The sequence below is a fragment of the Sphingobacterium sp. Lzh-3 genome, assembly GCF_046764375.1.
Lineage (GTDB): Bacteria > Bacteroidota > Bacteroidia > Sphingobacteriales > Sphingobacteriaceae > Sphingobacterium.
The window spans coordinates 5444843-5464447 of sequence record NZ_CP177226.1 but is presented as its reverse complement, the minus strand read 5'-3'; the positions used below and the strand labels follow the sequence as shown (position 1 = coordinate 5464447).

The 19605-nt window shown below is 41.7% G+C and carries 16 protein-coding genes; 8 read left to right on the top strand and 8 right to left on the bottom strand.

What is annotated here, in order from left to right:
• Positions 1-4 precede the first annotated feature (4 nt).
• The 3 genes from ACLCDV_RS23090 to miaA are packed head-to-tail and all read left to right on the top strand — an operon-like array spanning position 5 to position 3038.
• Positions 5-1438, top strand: a complete 1434-nt coding sequence (locus ACLCDV_RS23090; RefSeq protein ID WP_411972334.1) for a CCA tRNA nucleotidyltransferase — start codon at positions 5-7, stop codon at positions 1436-1438.
• Positions 1439-1483: 45 nt separating this feature from the next.
• Positions 1484-2071, top strand: a complete 588-nt coding sequence (locus ACLCDV_RS23085; protein WP_317669460.1) for an IS1096 element passenger TnpR family protein — start codon at positions 1484-1486, stop codon at positions 2069-2071.
• 46 nt (positions 2072-2117) lie between these two features.
• Positions 2118-3038 (top strand): tRNA (adenosine(37)-N6)-dimethylallyltransferase MiaA, encoded by a 921-nt coding sequence (gene miaA / locus ACLCDV_RS23080; RefSeq protein ID WP_411972333.1) that lies wholly within the window; start codon positions 2118-2120, stop codon positions 3036-3038.
• Between the two features lie 145 nt (positions 3039-3183).
• Here miaA and ACLCDV_RS23075 read toward each other — a convergent pair whose 3' ends face one another.
• Positions 3184-4254 (bottom strand): branched-chain amino acid aminotransferase, encoded by a 1071-nt coding sequence (locus ACLCDV_RS23075; protein ID WP_046672808.1) that lies wholly within the window; start codon positions 4252-4254, stop codon positions 3184-3186.
• Between the two features lie 325 nt (positions 4255-4579).
• Between ACLCDV_RS23075 and ACLCDV_RS23070 the strand changes: the two genes are divergently transcribed.
• On the top strand, positions 4580-4738 hold the full coding sequence (locus tag ACLCDV_RS23070) for a hypothetical protein (RefSeq protein ID WP_157698580.1): 159 nt from the start codon (positions 4580-4582) through the stop codon (positions 4736-4738).
• 190 nt (positions 4739-4928) lie between these two features.
• On the opposite strand, the gene ACLCDV_RS23065 is transcribed toward ACLCDV_RS23070, so the two are convergent.
• The 3 genes from ACLCDV_RS23065 to recJ form a co-directional block, all read right to left on the bottom strand.
• On the bottom strand, positions 4929-6443 hold the full coding sequence (locus ACLCDV_RS23065) for a GH3 auxin-responsive promoter family protein (RefSeq protein ID WP_317669462.1): 1515 nt from the start codon (positions 6441-6443) through the stop codon (positions 4929-4931).
• Positions 6444-6465: 22 nt separating this feature from the next.
• A complete protein-coding gene (gene lptB / locus ACLCDV_RS23060) occupies positions 6466-7200 on the bottom strand; it encodes an LPS export ABC transporter ATP-binding protein (RefSeq protein WP_028072074.1) in 735 nt (244 codons plus the stop codon).
• Between the two features lie 156 nt (positions 7201-7356).
• Positions 7357-9057 (bottom strand): single-stranded-DNA-specific exonuclease RecJ, encoded by a 1701-nt coding sequence (gene recJ, locus ACLCDV_RS23055; RefSeq protein ID WP_333577562.1) that lies wholly within the window; start codon positions 9055-9057, stop codon positions 7357-7359.
• 114 nt (positions 9058-9171) lie between these two features.
• Between recJ and ACLCDV_RS23050 the strand changes: the two genes are divergently transcribed.
• On the top strand, positions 9172-9954 hold the full coding sequence (locus ACLCDV_RS23050) for an MBL fold metallo-hydrolase (protein ID WP_317669770.1): 783 nt from the start codon (positions 9172-9174) through the stop codon (positions 9952-9954).
• A gap of 48 nt (positions 9955-10002) precedes the next feature.
• Here ACLCDV_RS23050 and ACLCDV_RS23045 read toward each other — a convergent pair whose 3' ends face one another.
• Together ACLCDV_RS23045 and ACLCDV_RS23040 are read right to left on the bottom strand one after the other, a co-directional pair.
• Positions 10003-11625 carry a RagB/SusD family nutrient uptake outer membrane protein gene (locus tag ACLCDV_RS23045; RefSeq protein ID WP_411972332.1) on the bottom strand — a complete coding sequence of 541 codons (1623 nt, stop codon included), beginning with the start codon at positions 11623-11625 and terminating at the stop codon, positions 10003-10005.
• A gap of 13 nt (positions 11626-11638) precedes the next feature.
• Positions 11639-14668, bottom strand: a complete 3030-nt coding sequence (locus ACLCDV_RS23040) for a SusC/RagA family TonB-linked outer membrane protein (protein WP_411972331.1) — start codon at positions 14666-14668, stop codon at positions 11639-11641.
• A 524-nt stretch (positions 14669-15192) separates the two neighbouring features.
• Between ACLCDV_RS23040 and ACLCDV_RS23035 the strand changes: the two genes are divergently transcribed.
• Together ACLCDV_RS23035 and ACLCDV_RS23030 are read left to right on the top strand one after the other, a co-directional pair.
• A complete protein-coding gene (locus ACLCDV_RS23035) occupies positions 15193-15672 on the top strand; it encodes a cation:proton antiporter regulatory subunit (RefSeq protein ID WP_046672804.1) in 480 nt (159 codons plus the stop codon).
• 3 nt (positions 15673-15675) lie between these two features.
• Positions 15676-16917 (top strand): cation:proton antiporter, encoded by a 1242-nt coding sequence (locus ACLCDV_RS23030; RefSeq protein ID WP_317669466.1) that lies wholly within the window; start codon positions 15676-15678, stop codon positions 16915-16917.
• A 101-nt stretch (positions 16918-17018) separates the two neighbouring features.
• Here the strand turns inward: ACLCDV_RS23030 and ACLCDV_RS23025 are convergent, their stop codons facing one another.
• Both ACLCDV_RS23025 and ACLCDV_RS23020 read right to left on the bottom strand, forming a co-directional pair.
• Positions 17019-17348 carry a metal-sulfur cluster assembly factor gene (locus tag ACLCDV_RS23025; RefSeq protein ID WP_317669467.1) on the bottom strand — a complete coding sequence of 110 codons (330 nt, stop codon included), beginning with the start codon at positions 17346-17348 and terminating at the stop codon, positions 17019-17021.
• A complete protein-coding gene (locus ACLCDV_RS23020) occupies positions 17345-18514 on the bottom strand; it encodes a glycosyltransferase family 4 protein (RefSeq protein ID WP_411972330.1) in 1170 nt (389 codons plus the stop codon). The genes ACLCDV_RS23025 and ACLCDV_RS23020 overlap by 4 nt, the downstream gene beginning before the upstream one ends.
• Before the next feature lie 111 nt (positions 18515-18625).
• Here ACLCDV_RS23020 and ACLCDV_RS23015 point away from each other — a divergent pair, with 111 nt between their 5' ends.
• On the top strand, positions 18626-19594 hold the full coding sequence (locus ACLCDV_RS23015) for a polyprenyl synthetase family protein (RefSeq protein ID WP_411972329.1): 969 nt from the start codon (positions 18626-18628) through the stop codon (positions 19592-19594).
• Positions 19595-19605: the final 11 nt, after the last annotated feature.

Sequence of the window (19605 nt, the reverse complement as noted above, 5' to 3'; positions counted from 1 at the left end):
GACTATGTACGATAATTTACAACATCCAATCTTTTCAATTATTAAGGAACTCGCCGAGACAACAAATACAGAATGTTATGTCATCGGGGGGTATGTTCGCGACTATATCATGAAGCGCCCTTTTAAGAACGATGTGGATATTGTTGTCGTTGGTAGTGGTATTGAATTTGCGACTTTATTGGGTGATAGGCTGCATACCAAAGTTGCCGTATATAAGAATTTTGGCACCGCAATGCTGGTTTATGAAGGACTCAATGTGGAGTTTGTCGGTGCCCGGAAGGAATCTTATCGTGCCAATTCACGTAAGCCTATTGTGGAAGACGGTACCTTGTCCGATGATCAAAATCGACGTGATTTTACGATCAACGCGATGGCGTTTTCATTGAATAAAGCGGATTATGGTACTTTAGTCGATCCATTTGAAGGCGTAAAGGACCTTGAGCAACGCATTATTCGGACACCTTTGGATCCGATAGAAACGTTTTCTGATGATCCACTGCGTATGATGCGGGCTATCCGTTTTGCGACACAGCTAAATTTTAAAATCACGATTGATGCGATCAAAGCGATTAGCGATACCAAAGAGCGAATAAAGATTATCTCGAAAGAACGTATTATCGATGAAATCAATAAGATCATTCTTTCTCCAAAGCCTTCTGTAGGTTTTAAATACCTGTTTGATACGGGGCTATTGGAATTGATATTTCCGGCGATGTATAATTTACATGGTGTTGATATTATTGACGGCAAAGGCCATAAGGATAATTTCTATCATACGCTGGAAGTGTTGGACAATGTCTGTGAATTATCTGATGACCTCTGGTTGCGTTGGGCTGCGATTATGCATGATATTGCTAAACCGGCAACCAAGCGTTTCGACAAAAAACTCGGTTGGACTTTTCATGGCCACGAAGACCGTGGTGCCCGTATGGTACCAAAGCTTTTTGCCGAATTGAAGCTACCGCTCCATGAGAAAATGAAATTTGTTCAGAAGCTGGTGCAATTGCATCTTCGGCCTATCGTCTTGGCGCAGGATATCGTAACGGATTCTGCTGTACGCCGTCTATTATTTGAGGCCGGTGATGATATTGAAGCCCTTATGATGCTGTGTCATGCGGATGTGACAACAAAGAATGAGTTTAAAAAGAAGAAATATCGTCAGAATTTTGAACTTGTCAAACAAAAATTGAAAGATGTTGAAGAACGGGATAAGGTGCGCAACTGGCAACCACCGATCAGTGGAGAAGATATTATGATCCTATTTGGCTTAGCGCCGGGACGTACCGTTGGGCAGTTGAAAAATTTGATTCGCGAGGCTATTCTGGAAGGCGAGATTCCAAACTCCCGAATAGAAGCATATCAATTCTTGGTGAAAAAAGCAGGCGAAATGAACCTGACGATCAAACAAGAAATCCCATTGGAAATTTCCAATTCTTAAAATATAGTATTAATTTTAGAGGGTTAACAGAAGAAAATAGTAGACATGGCAATTTATAGATTTAGAGTTACTTTTGAAGATTATGAAGATGTATATCGTGAAATCGACATGCCTTCAAAAAGTACATTTATAGACCTACATGAAGAAATCCATAAATCAACAGGATATGCTGCAGATGCATCTTCCTCTTTCTATGTGAGTAATGATCAATGGAAAAAGGGAACAGAGATTGCATTTAAGCCTACGCAACGTAAAAAGGACGCAGAGGTATTGTTGATGGAGAATATCCGATTGAGCAAGTTTATCGATGATCCACATCAGAAATTTTACTACGTCTATAATTTTGATCGTCCTTATGATTTTCAGGTTGAACTGATCAAGATCTTGAAAGAAGAGGATGGAAAGGATTATCCTGCATTATTTAAGTCTATCGGCCAGGTTCCTAAGACCATGACAGCTGCTAATTTTCCCGTATCAGATGCAGTTGAAGAGGATGACTATGTAGAGGAAGACGATACGCAATATGGCGTAGATGATGATGACGAATTAGACGGCTTCGACAGTGACGATGAAGAAGAGGGCGAAGAAGGTGAAGAGCGTGAAGAATCGAACGGTTACGAGGACGAATATTAATTAAGAAGACTTTATAGGTTCTTTTCAACCTGTGAAGTGCTAAATTATGGCAAATAAAAAAACATTGATAGCCATTGTGGGGCCAACAGCTGTTGGTAAGACCACAATGGCTATTTCATTGGCACAATATTTTAAAACAGCAATAATTTCTGCTGATTCTCGTCAGTTCTATCAGGAAATGTCTATTGGTACGGCTAAACCAGATCCAGCGGAACTTGCTGCTGCTCCCCATTATTTCATTAATTCACACTCCATCACGCAGGATTATTCTGCAGGAGATTTTGAACGTGAGGCCTTACTGAAACTGGAAGAACTATTTCAATTGCATGACGTGGTAATCATGGTAGGTGGATCGGGCTTGTTTGTACGGGCCCTCTGCGAAGGATTGGATGATCTGCCCAAGGCTGGTGATGAAGTGCGTGAGCGACTTAATCATGAACTTGCAGTATTGGGATTGGAGGCCTTAAAAGATCGATTGAAAAGCATTGACCCTACATATTTTGAAACTGCAGACATCGATAATCCGCAACGTGTCGTCCGGGCGCTTGAAGTTTTTGAGGCGACAGGTAAACCCATGTCATTTTACCATAAGAAAGATGTCGAGAAAAGGCCTTTTGATGTCCTTACCATTGGCTTGAATATGGATCGGGCGAACTTGTATGAAAGGATCAATTTACGTGTAGATTTGATGATGACAAATGGCCTACTGGACGAAGTGAAAGCTTTACTTCCTTTCAGAACGAAGCCCGCATTGCTTACTGTTGGTTACGCCGAGTTGTTTGATTATCTCGATGGCAAGCAGTCTTTGGAGGACGCTATAGCGAAAATCAAGCAAAATTCAAGGCGTTATGCCAAGCGTCAGATTACATGGTTTAAAAAATATGGTGATACGCACTGGTTTCAATCCCAGGAGACAGCCGCAATAATTGATTTTATCCAAAAGGAGTTGACAGGAGAGCATTCCTAAGGATCTAGCAGCAGTGAACTAGACATTATCCGCGAAGGTTCAAACGAGGTTTATAGACCGCGTTTCAAGGTGTGCATAACGTATATAGGCCATAAAAAAAGCCTTTGTTATTGATAACAAAGGCTTTTCTATTTCATTCTGGAAATTACTTTACTAAATAGTTCCATCCGAATGGATCTTCTACTTTGCCATAGCGCAAGTCGTTGAGGTAATTCAAAACACGATTTGAAAACTCGCGGCCCTCTACTGGTGGCAAGTGGTAATCTTGTCCTTCAAAACCGATACGGCTGATATCCGTAATTGTGGCTGCAGTACCAGCTGCGAAAGCTTCAGTTACTGTACCGGCTTTAATACCGTCAATTAGTTCTTGAATAGATACCTTTCTCTGCTCGGCTTTATAACCCCATTTCTCCGCCAATTCCATAATTGTACGGCGTGTTACACCGTGTAAGATTGTATCACCATGTGGTGTAATAATCGTATCTCCAATGCGGAAAATAAGGTTTGCCGTACCTGCTTCTTCAATATATTTATGCTCGGAAGCATCTGTCCACATAATTTGGTCATAACCTTCGTCATTGGCCAATTGTGTAGGGTAAAGCGATAATGCATAGTTACCTGCATTTTTAGAAAAACCAACACCACCTTCTGCTGCACGCGTATAGTAGGTCTCAACTTTTAAGCTGATTGCTTTGCTGTAATATGCGCCTACAGGGCCAGTGATAATGATAAATTTGTATGACTTTGAAGGGTGTACACCTAATGCTGCTTCTGTTGCGAACATAAAAGGACGGATGTACAATGATGAACCTTCTTTTGCCGGGATCCAGTTACGGTCGATGTCCAATAGTTTGCTTAGGCCATCCATGAAAATCTCCTCCGGTACCTCCGGCATTTGAAGACGTGCGGCAGATTTGTTGAATCTTTCCCAGTTTCTGTCCGGACGGAAGATACTTACTGTTCCATCTGCAAATTTATACGCTTTGATTCCTTCAAAGATCGCTTGGCCATAATGTAAAGCAGACATTGAAGGACTAATACTGATATCTCCGTAAGGGACGATGCTGACATCTTTCCATTCACCGTCATCATAGTTTGCGACCAGCATGTGGTCGGATAAAATCTTTCCGAATTTTAGATTGTCGAAATCTACTTGCGAGAGTCTTGAATTTTGAGTTGGCTCTACGCGAATTGAATAGTTTTCTGTCGCGTTCATCTTATTTTTTAATTACTTAGGCTAAGTTAGGAAAAAAATGAAATATAAGTTGCACCTGTACGCGGATAATTTACCCGCTTTGATATGCCTTTTATTTCGGACAGTTGTTCCCTGTTTTGCTACACTTTTTTTTGAAATGGAAGAATTTGGCGTCATTTCTTTACGCTCGTCTGTATTACTAATTAAATGTGTTAATTATTTATTAATTAACGTGGAGTTTTGATATTATGGCATAAAGTTTGGCTATAAAGAATGCGGTCCTATAGATGGGCTTTTTGGTCCGCAGTAACGCTATAAAATCACTTATCATAAAAATAAACTTAATATGGAATTGACTCACAGTCTTAACAAAAGTAGTGAAGTAACATCAGGCGATAATCGCTCAGTGTTACAGGGTGAAGTTGAAGTTCAGAAGAAAGGTATTTCTATGAATTTTATCCTTGGTTTTTTTGTTTTTTTATATAAAACGGCAATTAAACCTTAACAAACCTCCATTATAGTCTAAGCTTTCTTGAGCTTACCAATTAGACGAACTCACAGCGGTTCTTTAAAACAACAAAATTCAGCAATACGAGATTAGCCAAAATAAGGGAATCCAAAAATTTTGGCTAATCTCCAGCCGGAGACCGCCCTATTACGGTCAATGTGCGGAATATTTCAGTTTGTACGCCGTATTATTCGGCGAGTATTTTCAACAGCGGGTCGAGATATTCGCGGCTATTGCTCAATCTTGGAACCTTATTTTGTCCCCCAAGTTTACCCCTTGATTTCATCCATTTATAAAACGTATCTTCGGGCGCATTGTGTACAATAGGTGGTCGGAGCGCCATATTCTTAAAACGTTTAGCGTCATAATCCGAATTGATTTCACGGAGTTTTGCATCCAATATTTCACAGAAGCGTTTAAAATCGTTGGGTTGTTGTTCAAATTCTATTACCCATTCATGTGCCCCGGCTTCAGCATCTTTAAAATATACCGGCCCTGCCGTATAATCTTTTATGCGTGCCTGTGTCAACTTGCTCGCTTCGGCCAGCGCCTGTTCGGCGTTGTCAACAATAACCTCTTCACCAAAGGTGTTAATGTATTGTTTGGTTCGTCCGGAGATCTGAAAACGATAAGGAGATAATGACGTAAACTTGATGGTATCTCCGATTTTATAACGCCACAAACCAGCATTCGTTGAAATGATCAATGCATAGTTTTTGCCAAGCTCCACCTGATCCAAACGTAATGTTGACGGATTTTCTTCGTGCATTCGCTCAGTAGGTAAGAATTCGTAATAAATACCATAATCTAGCATAAGGAGAAGATCTTCCGAGTCAGATTGATCTTGTAAACCAAAATATCCTTCTGAGGCATTGTAATTCTCTAGATAATACATGTTGTCCGAAGGGATCAATTGTTGGAATTGCTCGCGATAAGGTTTGAAGCTCACTCCGCCATGCCCATAAAACTCTAGATTTGGCCAGACCTCCAAGAGGTTATCTTTGCCTGTAATCTCAAGAATACGTTTGGCCATAACAATATTCCAGGTCGGTACGCCAGCTAGGCTCGTTACGTTTTCTTTGAGTGTAATTTGCGCAATCTGCTCAATTTTCTCTTCAAAGTTTGGATTTAAAGTAACCTCCATATTGGGCGTTCGCTTAAATTCGGCCCAGAAAGGAAGGTTACGGATGAGGATTGATGAAAGATCACCATAGTAGGAATCCGGACTGAAATTGTTGATTTGGGAAGAACCGCCAATAACAACAGATTTTCCCGTAAATACGCGATTTTCGGGTCTATTATGGCAATAGATTGTAAGCATATCTTTACCACCCTGAAAGTGACATTCTTCGAGGGCTTCCTCACTAACGGGAATAAATTTGCTACGGTCAGATGTGGTACCTGAGGATTTCGCAAACCATTTGATATCAGAAGGCCACAGGATATTCTGTTCGCCTTTTATCATGCGATCGACGTAGCCCTTGATATCATCATAGTCCTGTATAGGGACGCGTTCTTTGAAGATTTCGGGCGTTAATATACTTGTATAATCGTATTTTTTTCCCCACTCCGTAGCTTCAGCAGTGGCAATTAAACTCTGAAACCATTCTTCTTGTACATCGTGTGGGTATTTCATGAAAAGTTCAATCTGGTGAATTCTTTTTTTCATGAACCAAGTAAAAATGGAGTTTAATAAGGCCATAGGGGGAGAGATTCTTTAATCTTTAAAATTTTTTCCTTCTTAATTCAAAATGTCGACCGAGATAAAATTTACGGGCAAGCTCATTATCTGCAATTTCCTCAGGTGTACCCGTCAGCATAATCTTTCCTTCGGTCAGGAGGTAGGCCCTGTCCGTAATAGATAGGGTTTCCTGTACGTTGTGGTCGGTAATTAAGATGCCGATATTACGGGTTTTGAGCTTGGCTACGATCGTCTGAATTTCTTCTACGGCGATTGGGTCAACCCCTGCAAAAGGTTCATCCAAAAGTATAAAAGATGGATTTGCAGCTAATGCTCGCGCAATTTCGGTACGTCGACGCTCCCCGCCGGATAACAAATCACCCCTGTTTTTGCGGACACGGTGCAGGCTGAATTCTGTGAGTAGTTCTTCCAGTTTTGCCAAACGTTCTTCTTTATTCGGATAGTGGATTTCTAATACAGCCAAGATGTTGTTTTCTACGGAGAGCTTCCGAAAGACCGATGCTTCCTGAGCGAGGTAACCGATACCACGTTGGGCACGTTGGTACATCGCATCCTGTGTAATCTCCTGATCGTCGAGGAATACCTTGCCTTCATTGGGTTTGATTAGACCAACGATCATGTAGAAAGAGGTCGTTTTTCCCGCCCCATTAGGACCCAATAACCCGACAATCTCTCCTTGTTCCACATGGAAGGAAACATTGTTGACAACGGTGCGCTGCTTATATTTTTTTATGAGATGTTCTGCCTTTAAAATCATCTTCGTGGAGTGTCTTGTGTTATATGTATCTGTTCAATAGGACTACTTAAGAACCCTCATCGTTCTTTCATGCCTGGTATCTAATCCTGTATGAGGGTTTTACGCCTTGATCAAATCTTGTGTAAATATATTTAATATCTTCTTACTATTGCAATACTAATACTTAATCCCTTTGATGTTTAGTTGTAAGTTTCTTTTGTTGCGCCACACATTCTCTTCAATGCTGTAACAGATGTCGAAACTTTGCCCAGAATTGATATGTGTGATATGTTCTGCCAGTCCAAAACCGATACAGTCGAATGAAGGAGAGTCTTCTTGAACAACGGTCATCTTGAGGTGATTGGTGCCCACAATAAAAGCTTGTCCTACTGCATTTACCTTTTTACTGAGGAAAATAGGAGATTCATTTTGGGGCCCGAAAGGTTCAAACTGCTGGAGAATACGAAAGAACTTAGCGTCGATATCTTTCAAGGCTAGTTTAGCATCGATCAAAATTTCTTGGGTCAGCATTTCAGGGCTGATACGTCGCGATACCACTTCCTCAAAACGATCTTGGAATAGGGTGACATTATCTAAGGACATCGTTAGTCCGGCAGCATATTTATGACCGCCAAATTGCTCCAATAGATCGGCGCATTCGCTTAAGGCTTCGTACAAGTCAAAACCCAGTACCGAACGGCAGGAACCTGCAATATGACCATTTGTTTCGGTCAATATAATCGTCGGACGGTAATATTTTTCGGTCAGGCGGGAAGCTACAATACCAATGACACCTTTGTGCCAGTCGGCTTTATACAATACCGTGGATTTGCGGCTTTTAAGTAGGGCATTGTCCTCAATGAGTGCCAGCGCTTCTTCTGTTATTTTGAGATCAAAGTCTTTACGGACATTATTTTGATCGTCTATGCTCGAACTGAAGTCTTTGGCTTCCTGTAGCGATTTGGAAATCAAAAGCTTGACGGCGTCTTTGGCATGGTCTATTCTGCCGGCGGCATTAATGCGTGGGCCGATCTGGAACACGATGTCGTTAACTGTAAAGATCTTCGTTCGATTATTTGATAAGTCAATCAGTGCCTTTAATCCGACGCAGGGATTCGTATTAAGTTTAATAAGGCCAAAGTGGCTGAGTATTCTATTTTCACCGGTAATCGGAACAATGTCGGAAGCGATACTCACGGCCACAAGATCCAAAAACTGATAGCAGGTATTGATATCCATGCCATTGGTCAATATAAAAGCCTGAATGATCTTAAAGCCAATTCCACAACCTGAAAGTTCTTTATAGGGATATTCACAGTCTGCACGCTTGGGATCTAATACGGCATAGGCTTTGGGAAGTTCTTCACCGGGAAGGTGGTGATCGCCAATGATAAAATCAATTCCTTTGCTATTTGCGTAGTCTATTTTATCGACTGCCTTGATACCGCAGTCCAATGCAATAATTAAGCTGAAACCATTTGCTGCGGCATAGTCGATGCCTTGTGTAGAGATGCCATAACCTTCGGCATAGCGGTCTGGTATATAAAACTCCAGCTGGCTATGAAATTCCCTGAAAAAACTATAAACAACGGCTACCGCTGTGGTACCGTCCACATCATAGTCTCCATAGATCAGAATTTTTTCTTTGTTGCCGATGGCTTGGATAATACGGGTGATGGCTTTCTCCATGTCCCGCATCAAAAATGGATCGTGCAAATCCGATAATTGAGGTCTAAAAAACTGCTTTGATTCGTCAAAAGTCTCAATTCCCCTGCTCACGAGCAACTCTGCCAATACAGTGTTGATGTTTAATTCCTCGCGCAGTTTGTTGGTTATTTTGACATCAGTTTTAGATTTTAGTACCCACCTTTTTTGCATATCTTTGCACAATATTTTAAGTGTAAATATACGTTTTAAGGCTGGACTTACCTAATTCCTAAACCCGGTATTGATCCGCTGTTGCTTAACGTGCATATTCCCAATGTTTTAAATATGGTGCAGGCTTATTCTTTATATGAAGGTTCTTTTTCCGTAGACAAGAGTAGAAAATTTATTCCCTTTGACCCACTTCTAGACGACCCTAAGGACCGACCGGGGGCGATGTTTATCCATGTCCATCCCTTCTTGATCCAAACGAATGCCGGACTTGTTCTCTGTGATACCGGTCTTGGCTATACCGATGACAGTGCTGTGCTACAGCTGCATCATAATATCCGTAAGGCTGGCTTTAGACCCGAAGATGTAAAATATGTACTGATGTCCCACCTTCATAAGGATCATGCCGGTGGGATGGTCACATTTGAAAACGGAACTGGACGTATCGCATTTCCTGAAGCCGAATATATTGTTCAACGTGGCGAATGGGAAGACGCCTATTCAGGCATCTCCAGTTCATACAGGACCGAGATTTTTGATGTGATTCAACGCAGTGGAAATTTGGTACTGGTGGAAGGTGAAGGAAAAATAAATGATGAAATCAGCTATGCGCTCAATGGTGGACATACCGCACATCATCAGGCATTTCATATTCAAACGGATGATCAGCACTATTTCTTTGGCGGAGATGTATTACCTGAGCCTGAAGAAATTTTCCATAATTATGTCGCCAAATATGATTTCGATGGTCGGCGCTCCAAAGCCTTGCGTCAGGAGTATTGGGCAGAAGGCGCGCCAGCAGGCTGGATTTTTTTGTTTTATCATTCTAAGAATATAACCATTGGCCGTAGTCAGATCCGGGAAGATGGGACCTATAAGCTGGTTGACGCAAAGTTATAAAGGAAAAACCTCCATGACCTTTTAGGAACATGGAGGTTTTTGGAAGGTTTAGTATCCCGGATTTTGTGGGAAGGCTGCACCAGTGTTACTGTCTATAACTTCTTGTGGAATAGGCCAAAGAATAAATTCTTTTTTCACCACATTTTTTGATTGTGTGTTTAATGTTTGCACGCGGCGTAAAAAGATATCCTCACCAAAGCGGGCAAGGGTCATACGGCGCATTTCCTCACCAATAAGCTCCCGGGCGCGTTCGTCGAGAATCAAATCAGCATTGATTGCTGCTGCATCGATTAATGATGCCTTTGCACGGGCACGGACAGCATTAATGGCGTCTTTAGCTTGTGCCGGTTTATTGGCGCGCCAGTATGCTTCAGCCAATAGCAGGTAAGTCTCTGCCAAACGTACTTTCACACGGTCCTTCATATTTCCTTCAAATGCAGGGTCAACAGCGGTCTTTCCGTAGAAAAATTTGGTTGTTGTCGGGAATACATTACCTGATTCTTTGATCGCGTCGGTAAGTACGATCTTCTTGCCATAAAGTTCAGGGACGGAGGGATCGTTATAATACCAATCGCGTTTGATATTGAAAGATGAATTTCTGACATCTTGTTTTTCATAGCTATCTAGCCACCATTGATAAGGGCGCACGTGCCCAAGCCCTCTTCCACCAAGTGAGTCGGCCAAAGCAAATCCTTTTTGTTGTGAATAGAAAGGTACCCAGGCACGTTTACTCCAATCGGTGTAGCGGTCGCCGCCCCCTTGTGTATTGTATTCCAATTGGATAGCCCAGATCGTTTCTTGATTGCCGGAACCGCGATTTTGATTGTTTTCGATAAACATATCGTGGAAATAATCCCCAGGTTTATCTTTTTCGGCGCCAAAACGTTGATCGTTCAATTTAAAGTAGCCACTTTGAATCACTTTGTTGGCAGCTTCTGCAGCTAAATCAGGCTGTCCAGCTTCGATATATGCTTCTGCCAGGTAGTGGAAAGCAGCCCATTTCGTCAATTTACCTTCCTGAATTGTTCCTGGATTGTCGGGCAGGTTTTCGCTCGCGTACTTAAGGTCTTCAATCATATGTGTCAAGATCTCAGCTTTCGGTGTACGCGTGAAATCACGACGCGGTGTTTCGGATACCTTGTCTACCCAAGGCACATCGCCGTACAGGTTGACTAAGTAGCGATAACTATAGGCACGAAAGAAACGAGCCGTTGCTTCCACACGTTTTGGATCGTTGTCCTTGTCAGTCCAGCTAATGCCATCCTTTTTTAAAGCCTCGAGGATGGTATTGGTATTACCAATAAATCCGTAGGCATATTTCCAATAATTGCGGACATAAGACGAAGCAGGATTTAGCGTATAATTGCTGAATGGAGCCAATGTAGCGTCTGTACCTGTGGTTTTGATAGCAACAATATCAGTTCCGACCTGTAGTGCTTCTTGCGGAGTTGCTCCTTGGGAAAAGATACTACCGTTCCAGGTCAGGAATTCCATGCGGGCATAAGAGTATAGACCGTTTAGTCCAGTTTCGAAGCCTTTCGTATTGATATAGGTATTATCAGGTGACTGAAAGCTGCTGGTGTCTTCATTTAAGAAGTTCTTGCTGCAGCTTGTAAAAAGTAAGCCTAGGCCAGCTAGAATTGTATATAAAGTTGTATTTCTTTTCTTCATGATCTTGATGTGTTTAGAATTGGACATTTACTCCCAATGAGAATGTTCTCGCAACAGGATAAGGACTAGCAATATTTGTCGTTGTTGGATTACCTGTGGTCGAACTTACGCTCAATGCCTCTACGTTGTAACCTTTGATTTTGGAGAATGTATAGAGGTTACGGGCGTTAATAAATGCTTTAATGGAAGAGAGATTCAATCTTTTTAGAAAATCGCCATCAAAGGTATAGCCCAAGCTAAAGTCTCTAATCCGCCAGTAGGCCGAATTGATGTAATACGTATGGTTGTTTACAGGCGTGTATCCAGGAGATGGGATATCTGTGTTTGTACGCTCCGGTGTCCAGTAAGGCATGTCAGCGAGATAATTGGCGCCGTTGTTAGGTAAGAAACGTTCAATGTTTTTGAAATCATCGACTTTCGTTCCACCAAATGCCCCATTCATAAAGAACGACAGGGAGAAATTTTTATAGGTGAAATCATTGCCAATACCGAGTGTATAAGGCGATATTTTGTTCCCCATCACGGTACGGTCATTGGCATCGATTTTACCGTCGTTGTTAAGGTCGGCTAACTTGGCATCGCCAGGTTTCGCTTTAGGTTGATAGGAGTTTGCGATGTCGTCGCCCTCTTGCCATACACCAATGACTTTATAATCGTAGAAAATACGGATAGGCTTTCCGATTAACCAGGCATTGGTCAAATCATCTTTTCCGTCAGCGCGCAGTTTGGTGATTTTATTGTTGTTATAGGCAAAGGTCGTATTTACATTCCATTGGAAATTGTCATTTTTGACAGGTATGGCATTCAAGGTAACTTCTATCCCTTTGTTGGAAGTTTCACCGATATTGGTCAAAATGGTGTTATAGCCATTCATGACAGGAACCTGTTCACTTAATAAAAGATCCGATGTTTTTGAGGAGTAGTAGTCGATCGTTCCTGAAAGTCTATTTTTGAGAATACCAAAATCTAAACCAAGGTTTAATGAAGCTGTCGTTTCCCAAGTTAGATTGCTTCCGCGTCCATTGAAATTCATCACAAGTCCTTTGACTGGGTCAAGACCATAGATATAATCGACGTTGGTCAGACGGTCGTAAGTTTGATAAGGTGATACGGCCTGATTTCCATTTTTACCATAAGAAACACGAAGTTTTAACAAGTCGAAATAGTCCTGCACATTTCCTTCTTTAGAAACCACCCAGGCACCTGCAACGGATGGGAAAAAAGCATACCGGTTGTTAATAGAAAATGCACTATAACCATCCGAACGGCCAGTCAGCGTTAATAGGTAACGGTCTTTAAAAGCATAGTTGATCCTTCCCATGTAGGAAATCATTGCTGTGTTTTGAAGGTTGGATTCGATCTTGAGATTTTTAGACGCAGAAGCCATGTTGTTATATCCGGCATCTGATACAAAATCGTCTCCATTCATTTTAGAAGTTTTTAGATTTGTTTTCTGGGAAGAATAGAGGCCCACGACATTGATCTTATGGTCACCAAAGGTGCGGTCATAGGTCAAGAGATTTTCCCAGGTCCAGTCCCAAAAATGCTCATTGTAAATTGATCCGGTACCATTCACGCCACGTCCTGTAACCGTATTTGAACCATAGTAGAAGTTTTCATTTATATTTCGGTAGTTGGTTCCGAATGTGGTTTTGAAACTTAATCCTTCAATAGGGAGTTTTACATCAAGCCAAGTATTTGCATAGACCGTTCTTCTGGTCTGATCCCATTGACCTTTTTCGTCTGCGAAAGGGTGTGCCCACAAGGTTTGTGCGTACATCGGGTACGTTACAGCAGTGCCATCGGCATCACGGTTTTTACTGTAAGGGGAAAGCTTTACAACACTTTCGAGGTTGGGTTGTACGCCGTCACGGTTCCCTTGGGAAGCCTGCATGGTCATTCCTAACTTTAACCAGGAGCTTAAACTTTGGTTGAGGTTTAGATTGACATTATATCTTTCGTAGGGCGTGTTTTTTACCACACCATCTTGATTTAGGTAGCTTACAGATGCATAATAATCGGATTTATCTGTTCCACCCGAAAAACTGAGTTGATGTTCCTGAATGGGAGCGCCACTATTGAATACTTCGTCCTGCCAATTGACTTCTTCCCCTTTTTTGTATTGTTCCAATACGTTGGCAAAAAGATAATTTTCTGGGTTGAGCTGATCGCCGGTTTTTCCTTTCGAAGCCTGGTAATCACGCATAAATTGGATGTACTGTGGACCGTTCATCAATTTAAGGCGGCGTTCTACACTTTGAACCCCAAAATAGCCGTTATAATTGATGCGTGCTTTCCCTGCGGCACCCTTTTTTGAGGTGATGAGGATGACACCATTTGCCGCTCTTGAACCATAGATTGCAGTAGACGAAGCATCTTTTAATACCGAAATACTGGCGATTGTATTGGAGGAGATGTCGCCTAGGGAACCACTAAAAGGGATTCCATCCAGGATAATTAGGGGTGCATTGGACGCCGAGATCGAGTTCTCACCGCGGATATTGATAGAAGCTGTTTCGCCAGGTTTTGCTGAACCGGAATTGATCGCCAGACCGGAAATCTTACCTTGAAGTTTATCGACGACATTCGGTGAATTTATTCGTTCCAGGGATTTTGCTTCCACTGTAGCGATACTTCCTGTCAAATCGCTCTTTTTCTGTTTACCATAACCTACGACCACAACTTCATCCAAAACATCCTCGGATTTGGTCAAGGTTATTTGTGCTGCTTGTGCTGCGGAGACTTCTTTCGCCGTAAATCCGATCGAGTTAAATGTTAGGATGGCACTTTTTGAACTGACGTTCAGTGAGAAGATACCGTCTTGATTGGTTGTCGTCGCTGCTGCTTTGCCTTTTTCAGAAACGGTAACACCGCTTATTGGTTTCCCCGTTTCATCAACAACTTTTCCGGAGACGACTTGCTGGAAGGGTGAACGACTGGATATTGCAACCAAATTACGTGGATTTGCTACCCCGTAAATAGGTGCCGCTAATGACAAGATTGATAAGGGTGTCAGCAGGATGAGATGACTCTTTTTGACCATAGGTGTGTAATTTAGATTCAGTAAGTGTTTAATGCGGCAATTATAAAGAAATAAAGCGTTGACAATTCTATTGCTTCTTGGAACAAACGATTGCACGAACTACGAAAACGTTATAGAAATGGGGCTTTGTAATGAAAATTGGAGCGAATTAAAGCTGATTTTTTCGGCGAGAAATTCCGATCGTTAATAACATGTATACGTCGAACGCATTTATTGTTGTGCAGTTGTGTCATCAAGATGCCATACGTCGAAAAAAAGGAAGATATCGATCAAAAGGGTCGTTTTTCTGCTCTTTTTTTAGTATTTTGGGGTAATTTGGTCTTTGTAGCCCATCCCGTCAGATACCAGCGGATTCGTTTAAGATTGATTTTTTGGGTAAATTTGTGTTTTAGTAGCTAAGGGCTGATGCTGTTTTTTCTAAACGTCTTTGTTTTTTGATAGAAAGAACCTTTAGCTTGTTTTCGTAATTGTTGTAAACAACGTTATGAAGCTTATATTATTAGTATTTATTTAAATAGAAGATTATGTCTATTGTAAGAGAGTCCGATCTGATTGGAATTGGAAAAAAATTTCAAATTGAAACCGATGCGGGAGACAATATGGTTGTTGTTATCCATGACGATGGCAGACGGGAACTTTATCGCTATGATGACGAGGAGCACGAGTCACGTTGCGTTATGACACTTAATGACGATGAATCCCGTCAGATCGCGGGTATTATCGGTGGCTTGTCCTACAAACCTAAAGCGTTGGAGACAATTGAAGTTGCTTTGGACGATTTGCGTATTGAATGGTACAAAGTGGAAGGTAAAAATGAAGGGGCCGGAAAGACAATTGGAGAGCTGGAAGTTCGCCAACGTACAGGTGCATCGATTATTGCTGGAATACGGGATGATGATACGGTTATCAATCCGGGACCGTCTTATTTGATTAGCCCGGGTACAACCCTTGTCATCGCGGGGAAGAAGAATAATATTAAACTTTTAAAGGAAATTTTACTGTAATTTATGCTATCACATACCTTAATTCTGGAAATTGGAATCGCTGTAGGACTTGTTGCCATTGTTGGCCTAATCGCCAATAAGCTTAAGTTTTCTGTTATTCCATTTTTCATTATTATAGGAATGGTTTTGGGACAGCACGCTCCGCAGGTTGGTCTGGTGGATTTAACATTTACAGAGAGTAAACCCTTTATAGATTTCATGGGACGGTTGGGCGTATTATTCCTGCTGTTCTACTTGGGCCTTGAGTTTTCGGTCAATCGCCTTATTAAATCCGGTAAAGCAATTGTCACAGGCGGGACAATTTATGTTTTATTGAACTTTACCTCTGGCTTGTTGATCGGATGGCTAATGGATATGCCATTTAAGGAGATGATGGTCTTATGCGGTATCATGACAAGTTCTTCCACGGCTATTGTTGCAAAGGTTCTTACAGATCTTAAACGCACGGCCAACCCCGAGACGGAGGTCATCATGGGCATGATTATGTTCGATGATCTGTTTATCGCGATGCACATCTCTTTCCTTTCAGGCTTGATACTGACCGGAAGCAGTTCGTTTTGGACGGTAGCTGGAACGTCCTTACTGGCCTTGGGATTTATATTGGCCTTTTTGATTTTGGGTAGAAAACTGGTGCCTGCGATTGATCGCTTATTGAAGGAGAAAACCTCCGAATTATTTATATTGATCATCTTTGCCTTACTTTTTATTGTGGCAGGTTTTTCTGAAACCATCCATGTTGCGGAGGCTATTGGGGCATTGATGGCTGGCTTGGTGTTGGCAGATTCGCAATACATTAAAAAGATTGAATCGATGGTACTGCCTTATAAGGACTTTTTTGGAGCGATGTTTTTCTTTAGTTTCGGATTATCTATTGATATTATGTCCCTTGGAGGTGCCGTATTTTGGGCTTCGATTGCAGCAGTGGTAACGGTAATGGGGAATCTTGCATCGGGATATTTTGCAGCTAAATTTTCGGGTATGAAACCCAAAACTTCTTTTGATATCGGCTTTACCCTGTCTGCGCGGGGAGAATTTTCCATTATCATGGCGAATATTGGTAAAGCAGGGGCTTTATTACCCGTTATTCAATCCTTTGTGGTTGTGTATGTACTTATTCTTTCCATTGTATCTCCACTATTGACCAAAGAGTCACGTAATCTGTGGAAATTACTTTTCGGTGCAGATGCCAATAGTGCAAAGCCTTTGAAAAAGTTGAGCGATTTAGAAAATAATCAGACCACTTAGCGCTTCTGGATGATAGAGTCGCTCTTAAATGAGTGGTCACAAGCAAAGGAGGATCCTACAGTACTGTAGGATCCTCCTTTGCTTGTATGAGCTATTGAATTTTACAAAAATCCTAATTCTAGCTTTGCTTCTTCAGACATCATGTCTTTGGTCCAAGGTGGATCAAATGTCAATTCGACCAATGCCTCTTTTATACCTTCTACGGCCGCAACTTTTTCCTGAACTTCATTCATGATCTCACCAGCCACCGGACAGCCCGGAGCAGTCAGTGTCATCACGATCTTTGCAATGCCCTCTTCCTTTGTAATGATTTCGTAGACAAGTCCCAAATCCACAATATTTGCGGGTTTCAGTTCAGGATCATAAATCGTTTCCAGTACCGCCTGGATTTGTGGTGCTAAACCCAGTTTATCTAATACGATGATACTCATTTATTCAGTTTTTTATCGTGAATAGCGCCCTGATAGATCGCTAGTAATTCTTCTTTATTTATTTCAGGAGTAAAATTACGAAAATAGTATGCATTGCAGGTCTTTCTTATCTCATCTTTTTCATCTGGTGTTTTGGCACTCCACGTTGTCAAACAGCGGATGATATCGTTTTTGTCGTGGGGATCGAATAGCTGTCCTGTTTTGCCCGGAATGATCAGTTCGGGTAGTGGCCCTAGATTCGAGCAGAGCACAGCTGTTCCGACTGAATAAGCCTCGAGAATCGTGATCGGCATACCTTCAAAACAAATCGATGGTACGAGTAGTGCCTGCGCTTTGGCTATCAGGGGAAGTATTTCGGACCTCTTTTTAAAGCCTAGGTAGGAAATGTTCGGCTGATCTTTAATTCTTCTCAGGACCTCCTCTTCGAGCGGACCGCCACCAATTAGCTGTAGTTGAAAATCTGTTCCGATTAAAGCATCGATCAGATTCAATATCCCTTTTTCTTCCGAAAGACGACCAACGTAAATGAAGTAGGGCTGTGTAACTTGCGGGCCTATTGTGGCAGGGAAGACAAAGTTTGGTTTAACCGCAAATTTACTGGGTGAAAGACGCAAAGTCGATTCTACAAATATTTTTTTCGCAAAGGAACTTAAATTAATGTAACGATTAACCTTTTCCCAAGTCCCAATTTTACGGTGAAACCAATAATTCAAAGCCAGAAGAAATGTTTTGACTGTGGAATTATTGAATGCCTTTTGCCGAATGGCCGTCCAAGGAAACTCCTCTTGAAGGGAGTCCAGAAAGAGATGGTTGTGGTGGTAAAGCGTAGCTGAAGGGCATAGCAAACGGAAGTTATGCAAGGTCATGACCTGGGGGATGCCGAGTTTTGCAATCGTACGCACGATAATCGGTCCTGCTGCATAATGGGTGTTGTGAACGTGAACAATGTCCGGTTTAAACGTCTGAATTATTTTTTTGACACGTTGAGCAGCGCAAATATTCCAAAAAGATCCTATTGTCTGTAATGCACCTTGCCAGCCCTTTTTGTTTTGAAAGGTTAGCGTTTGAACTTCATGTTCTTGTGCTAGGAGGGATGATTCCTGCTGGAATACAGTGTCTTCACCACCAGGATCTTGATAAAATGTATGGATAATCAGTATGCGCATAATAAAAGACTTATACAAATGTACAATTTTGGGAGGACTTCCTTTAAGGGGACAAAATTGCCATTTCTATATGATTATTGCTATATTCGCAAGATTCGATCGTAAAGATATATGCAACATTTACAACAACTCGTGATAGCGGCGATAGAGACAAGTCAATTTCCTGAAACACCATCAAATTTATATGATCCGATACGGTATATATTGACTTTGGGCGGAAAGAGGGTTCGACCGGTGCTGACATTAATGGCTGCCGAATTATTCGGTATGCAAGAGATGGATGAAATTATCCCTGCTGCCAAGGCAGTGGAGTTTTTTCACAACTTTTCACTGATCCACGATGATCTGATGGATAAGGCTCCTTTAAGAAGAGGTAAAACGACAGTTCACGAAAAGTGGGATGCTAATATTGCCATACTGTCTGGAGACGGATTGTTGGTCAAAGCTTATGAGGAAATCTCAAAGTGTAATCCGATTTACCTGCCTGCGACATTGAAAATTTTGAGTAAAGTAGCCATGGAAGTGTGTGAAGGCCAACAATTGGATATGGATTATGAAAGTCGGGATTCGCTGACTATGCCTGAATATCTCGAGATGATCCGTTTGAAGACTTCAGTATTACTGGGCGGAGCATTACAGTTGGGGGCTATTTTATCTGGAGCAGATGAACAACAACAGCAGCTGATTTACGATTTTGGCGAGAATGTAGGCTTGGCGTTTCAATTACAGGACGATATCCTGGATGCTTACGGAGATCCAGACACTTTTGGAAAGATCGTTGGCGGTGATATTATGATCAATAAAAAGACCTTTTTATTGGTGAAGTTGATGGCCGTAATTTCGGACGAAGATAAGATTGTCCTTCAGCACTTATTGGACGCTTCTATGGAGACTGCCCCTTCAAAAGTTGGTGATATGCTTGCATTATACGAGAAGTATGCGATTAAAACCGCTGCCGACGAATTGAAAGATATTTATACACAACGGGCATTTGAAAAAATGGCGGCGTTGAATGTACCAAATGATCGTAAAGAAGCGTTATTAGTCTTAGCAAATAACCTTTTGGTGAGACAGCAATAAGTATAAATTCT

What these genes read in the sequence shown, in the direction of transcription:
- ACLCDV_RS23085 (WP_317669460.1), top strand. Translation starts at nt 1,484, where the DNA reads ATGGCAATTTATAGATTTAGAGTTACTTTTGAAGATTATGAAGATGTA.
- ACLCDV_RS23090 (WP_411972334.1), top strand. Translation starts at nt 5, where the DNA reads ATGTACGATAATTTACAACATCCAATCTTTTCAATTATTAAGGAACTC.
- ACLCDV_RS23035 (WP_046672804.1), top strand. Translation starts at nt 15,193, where the DNA reads ATGTCTATTGTAAGAGAGTCCGATCTGATTGGAATTGGAAAAAAATTT.
- miaA (WP_411972333.1), top strand. Translation starts at nt 2,118, where the DNA reads ATGGCAAATAAAAAAACATTGATAGCCATTGTGGGGCCAACAGCTGTT.
- ACLCDV_RS23075 (WP_046672808.1), bottom strand. Translation starts at nt 4,254, where the DNA reads ATGAACGCGACAGAAAACTATTCAATTCGCGTAGAGCCAACTCAAAAT.
- ACLCDV_RS23070 (WP_157698580.1), top strand. Translation starts at nt 4,580, where the DNA reads ATGGAATTGACTCACAGTCTTAACAAAAGTAGTGAAGTAACATCAGGC.
- ACLCDV_RS23045 (WP_411972332.1), bottom strand. Translation starts at nt 11,625, where the DNA reads ATGAAGAAAAGAAATACAACTTTATATACAATTCTAGCTGGCCTAGGC.
- ACLCDV_RS23015 (WP_411972329.1), top strand. Translation starts at nt 18,626, where the DNA reads ATGCAACATTTACAACAACTCGTGATAGCGGCGATAGAGACAAGTCAA.
- ACLCDV_RS23065 (WP_317669462.1), bottom strand. Translation starts at nt 6,443, where the DNA reads ATGGCCTTATTAAACTCCATTTTTACTTGGTTCATGAAAAAAAGAATT.
- lptB (WP_028072074.1), bottom strand. Translation starts at nt 7,200, where the DNA reads ATGATTTTAAAGGCAGAACATCTCATAAAAAAATATAAGCAGCGCACC.
- ACLCDV_RS23020 (WP_411972330.1), bottom strand. Translation starts at nt 18,514, where the DNA reads ATGCGCATACTGATTATCCATACATTTTATCAAGATCCTGGTGGTGAA.
- ACLCDV_RS23050 (WP_317669770.1), top strand. Translation starts at nt 9,172, where the DNA reads ATGGTGCAGGCTTATTCTTTATATGAAGGTTCTTTTTCCGTAGACAAG.
- ACLCDV_RS23030 (WP_317669466.1), top strand. Translation starts at nt 15,676, where the DNA reads ATGCTATCACATACCTTAATTCTGGAAATTGGAATCGCTGTAGGACTT.
- ACLCDV_RS23040 (WP_411972331.1), bottom strand. Translation starts at nt 14,668, where the DNA reads ATGGTCAAAAAGAGTCATCTCATCCTGCTGACACCCTTATCAATCTTG.
- recJ (WP_333577562.1), bottom strand. Translation starts at nt 9,057, where the DNA reads ATGCAAAAAAGGTGGGTACTAAAATCTAAAACTGATGTCAAAATAACC.
- ACLCDV_RS23025 (WP_317669467.1), bottom strand. Translation starts at nt 17,348, where the DNA reads ATGAGTATCATCGTATTAGATAAACTGGGTTTAGCACCACAAATCCAG.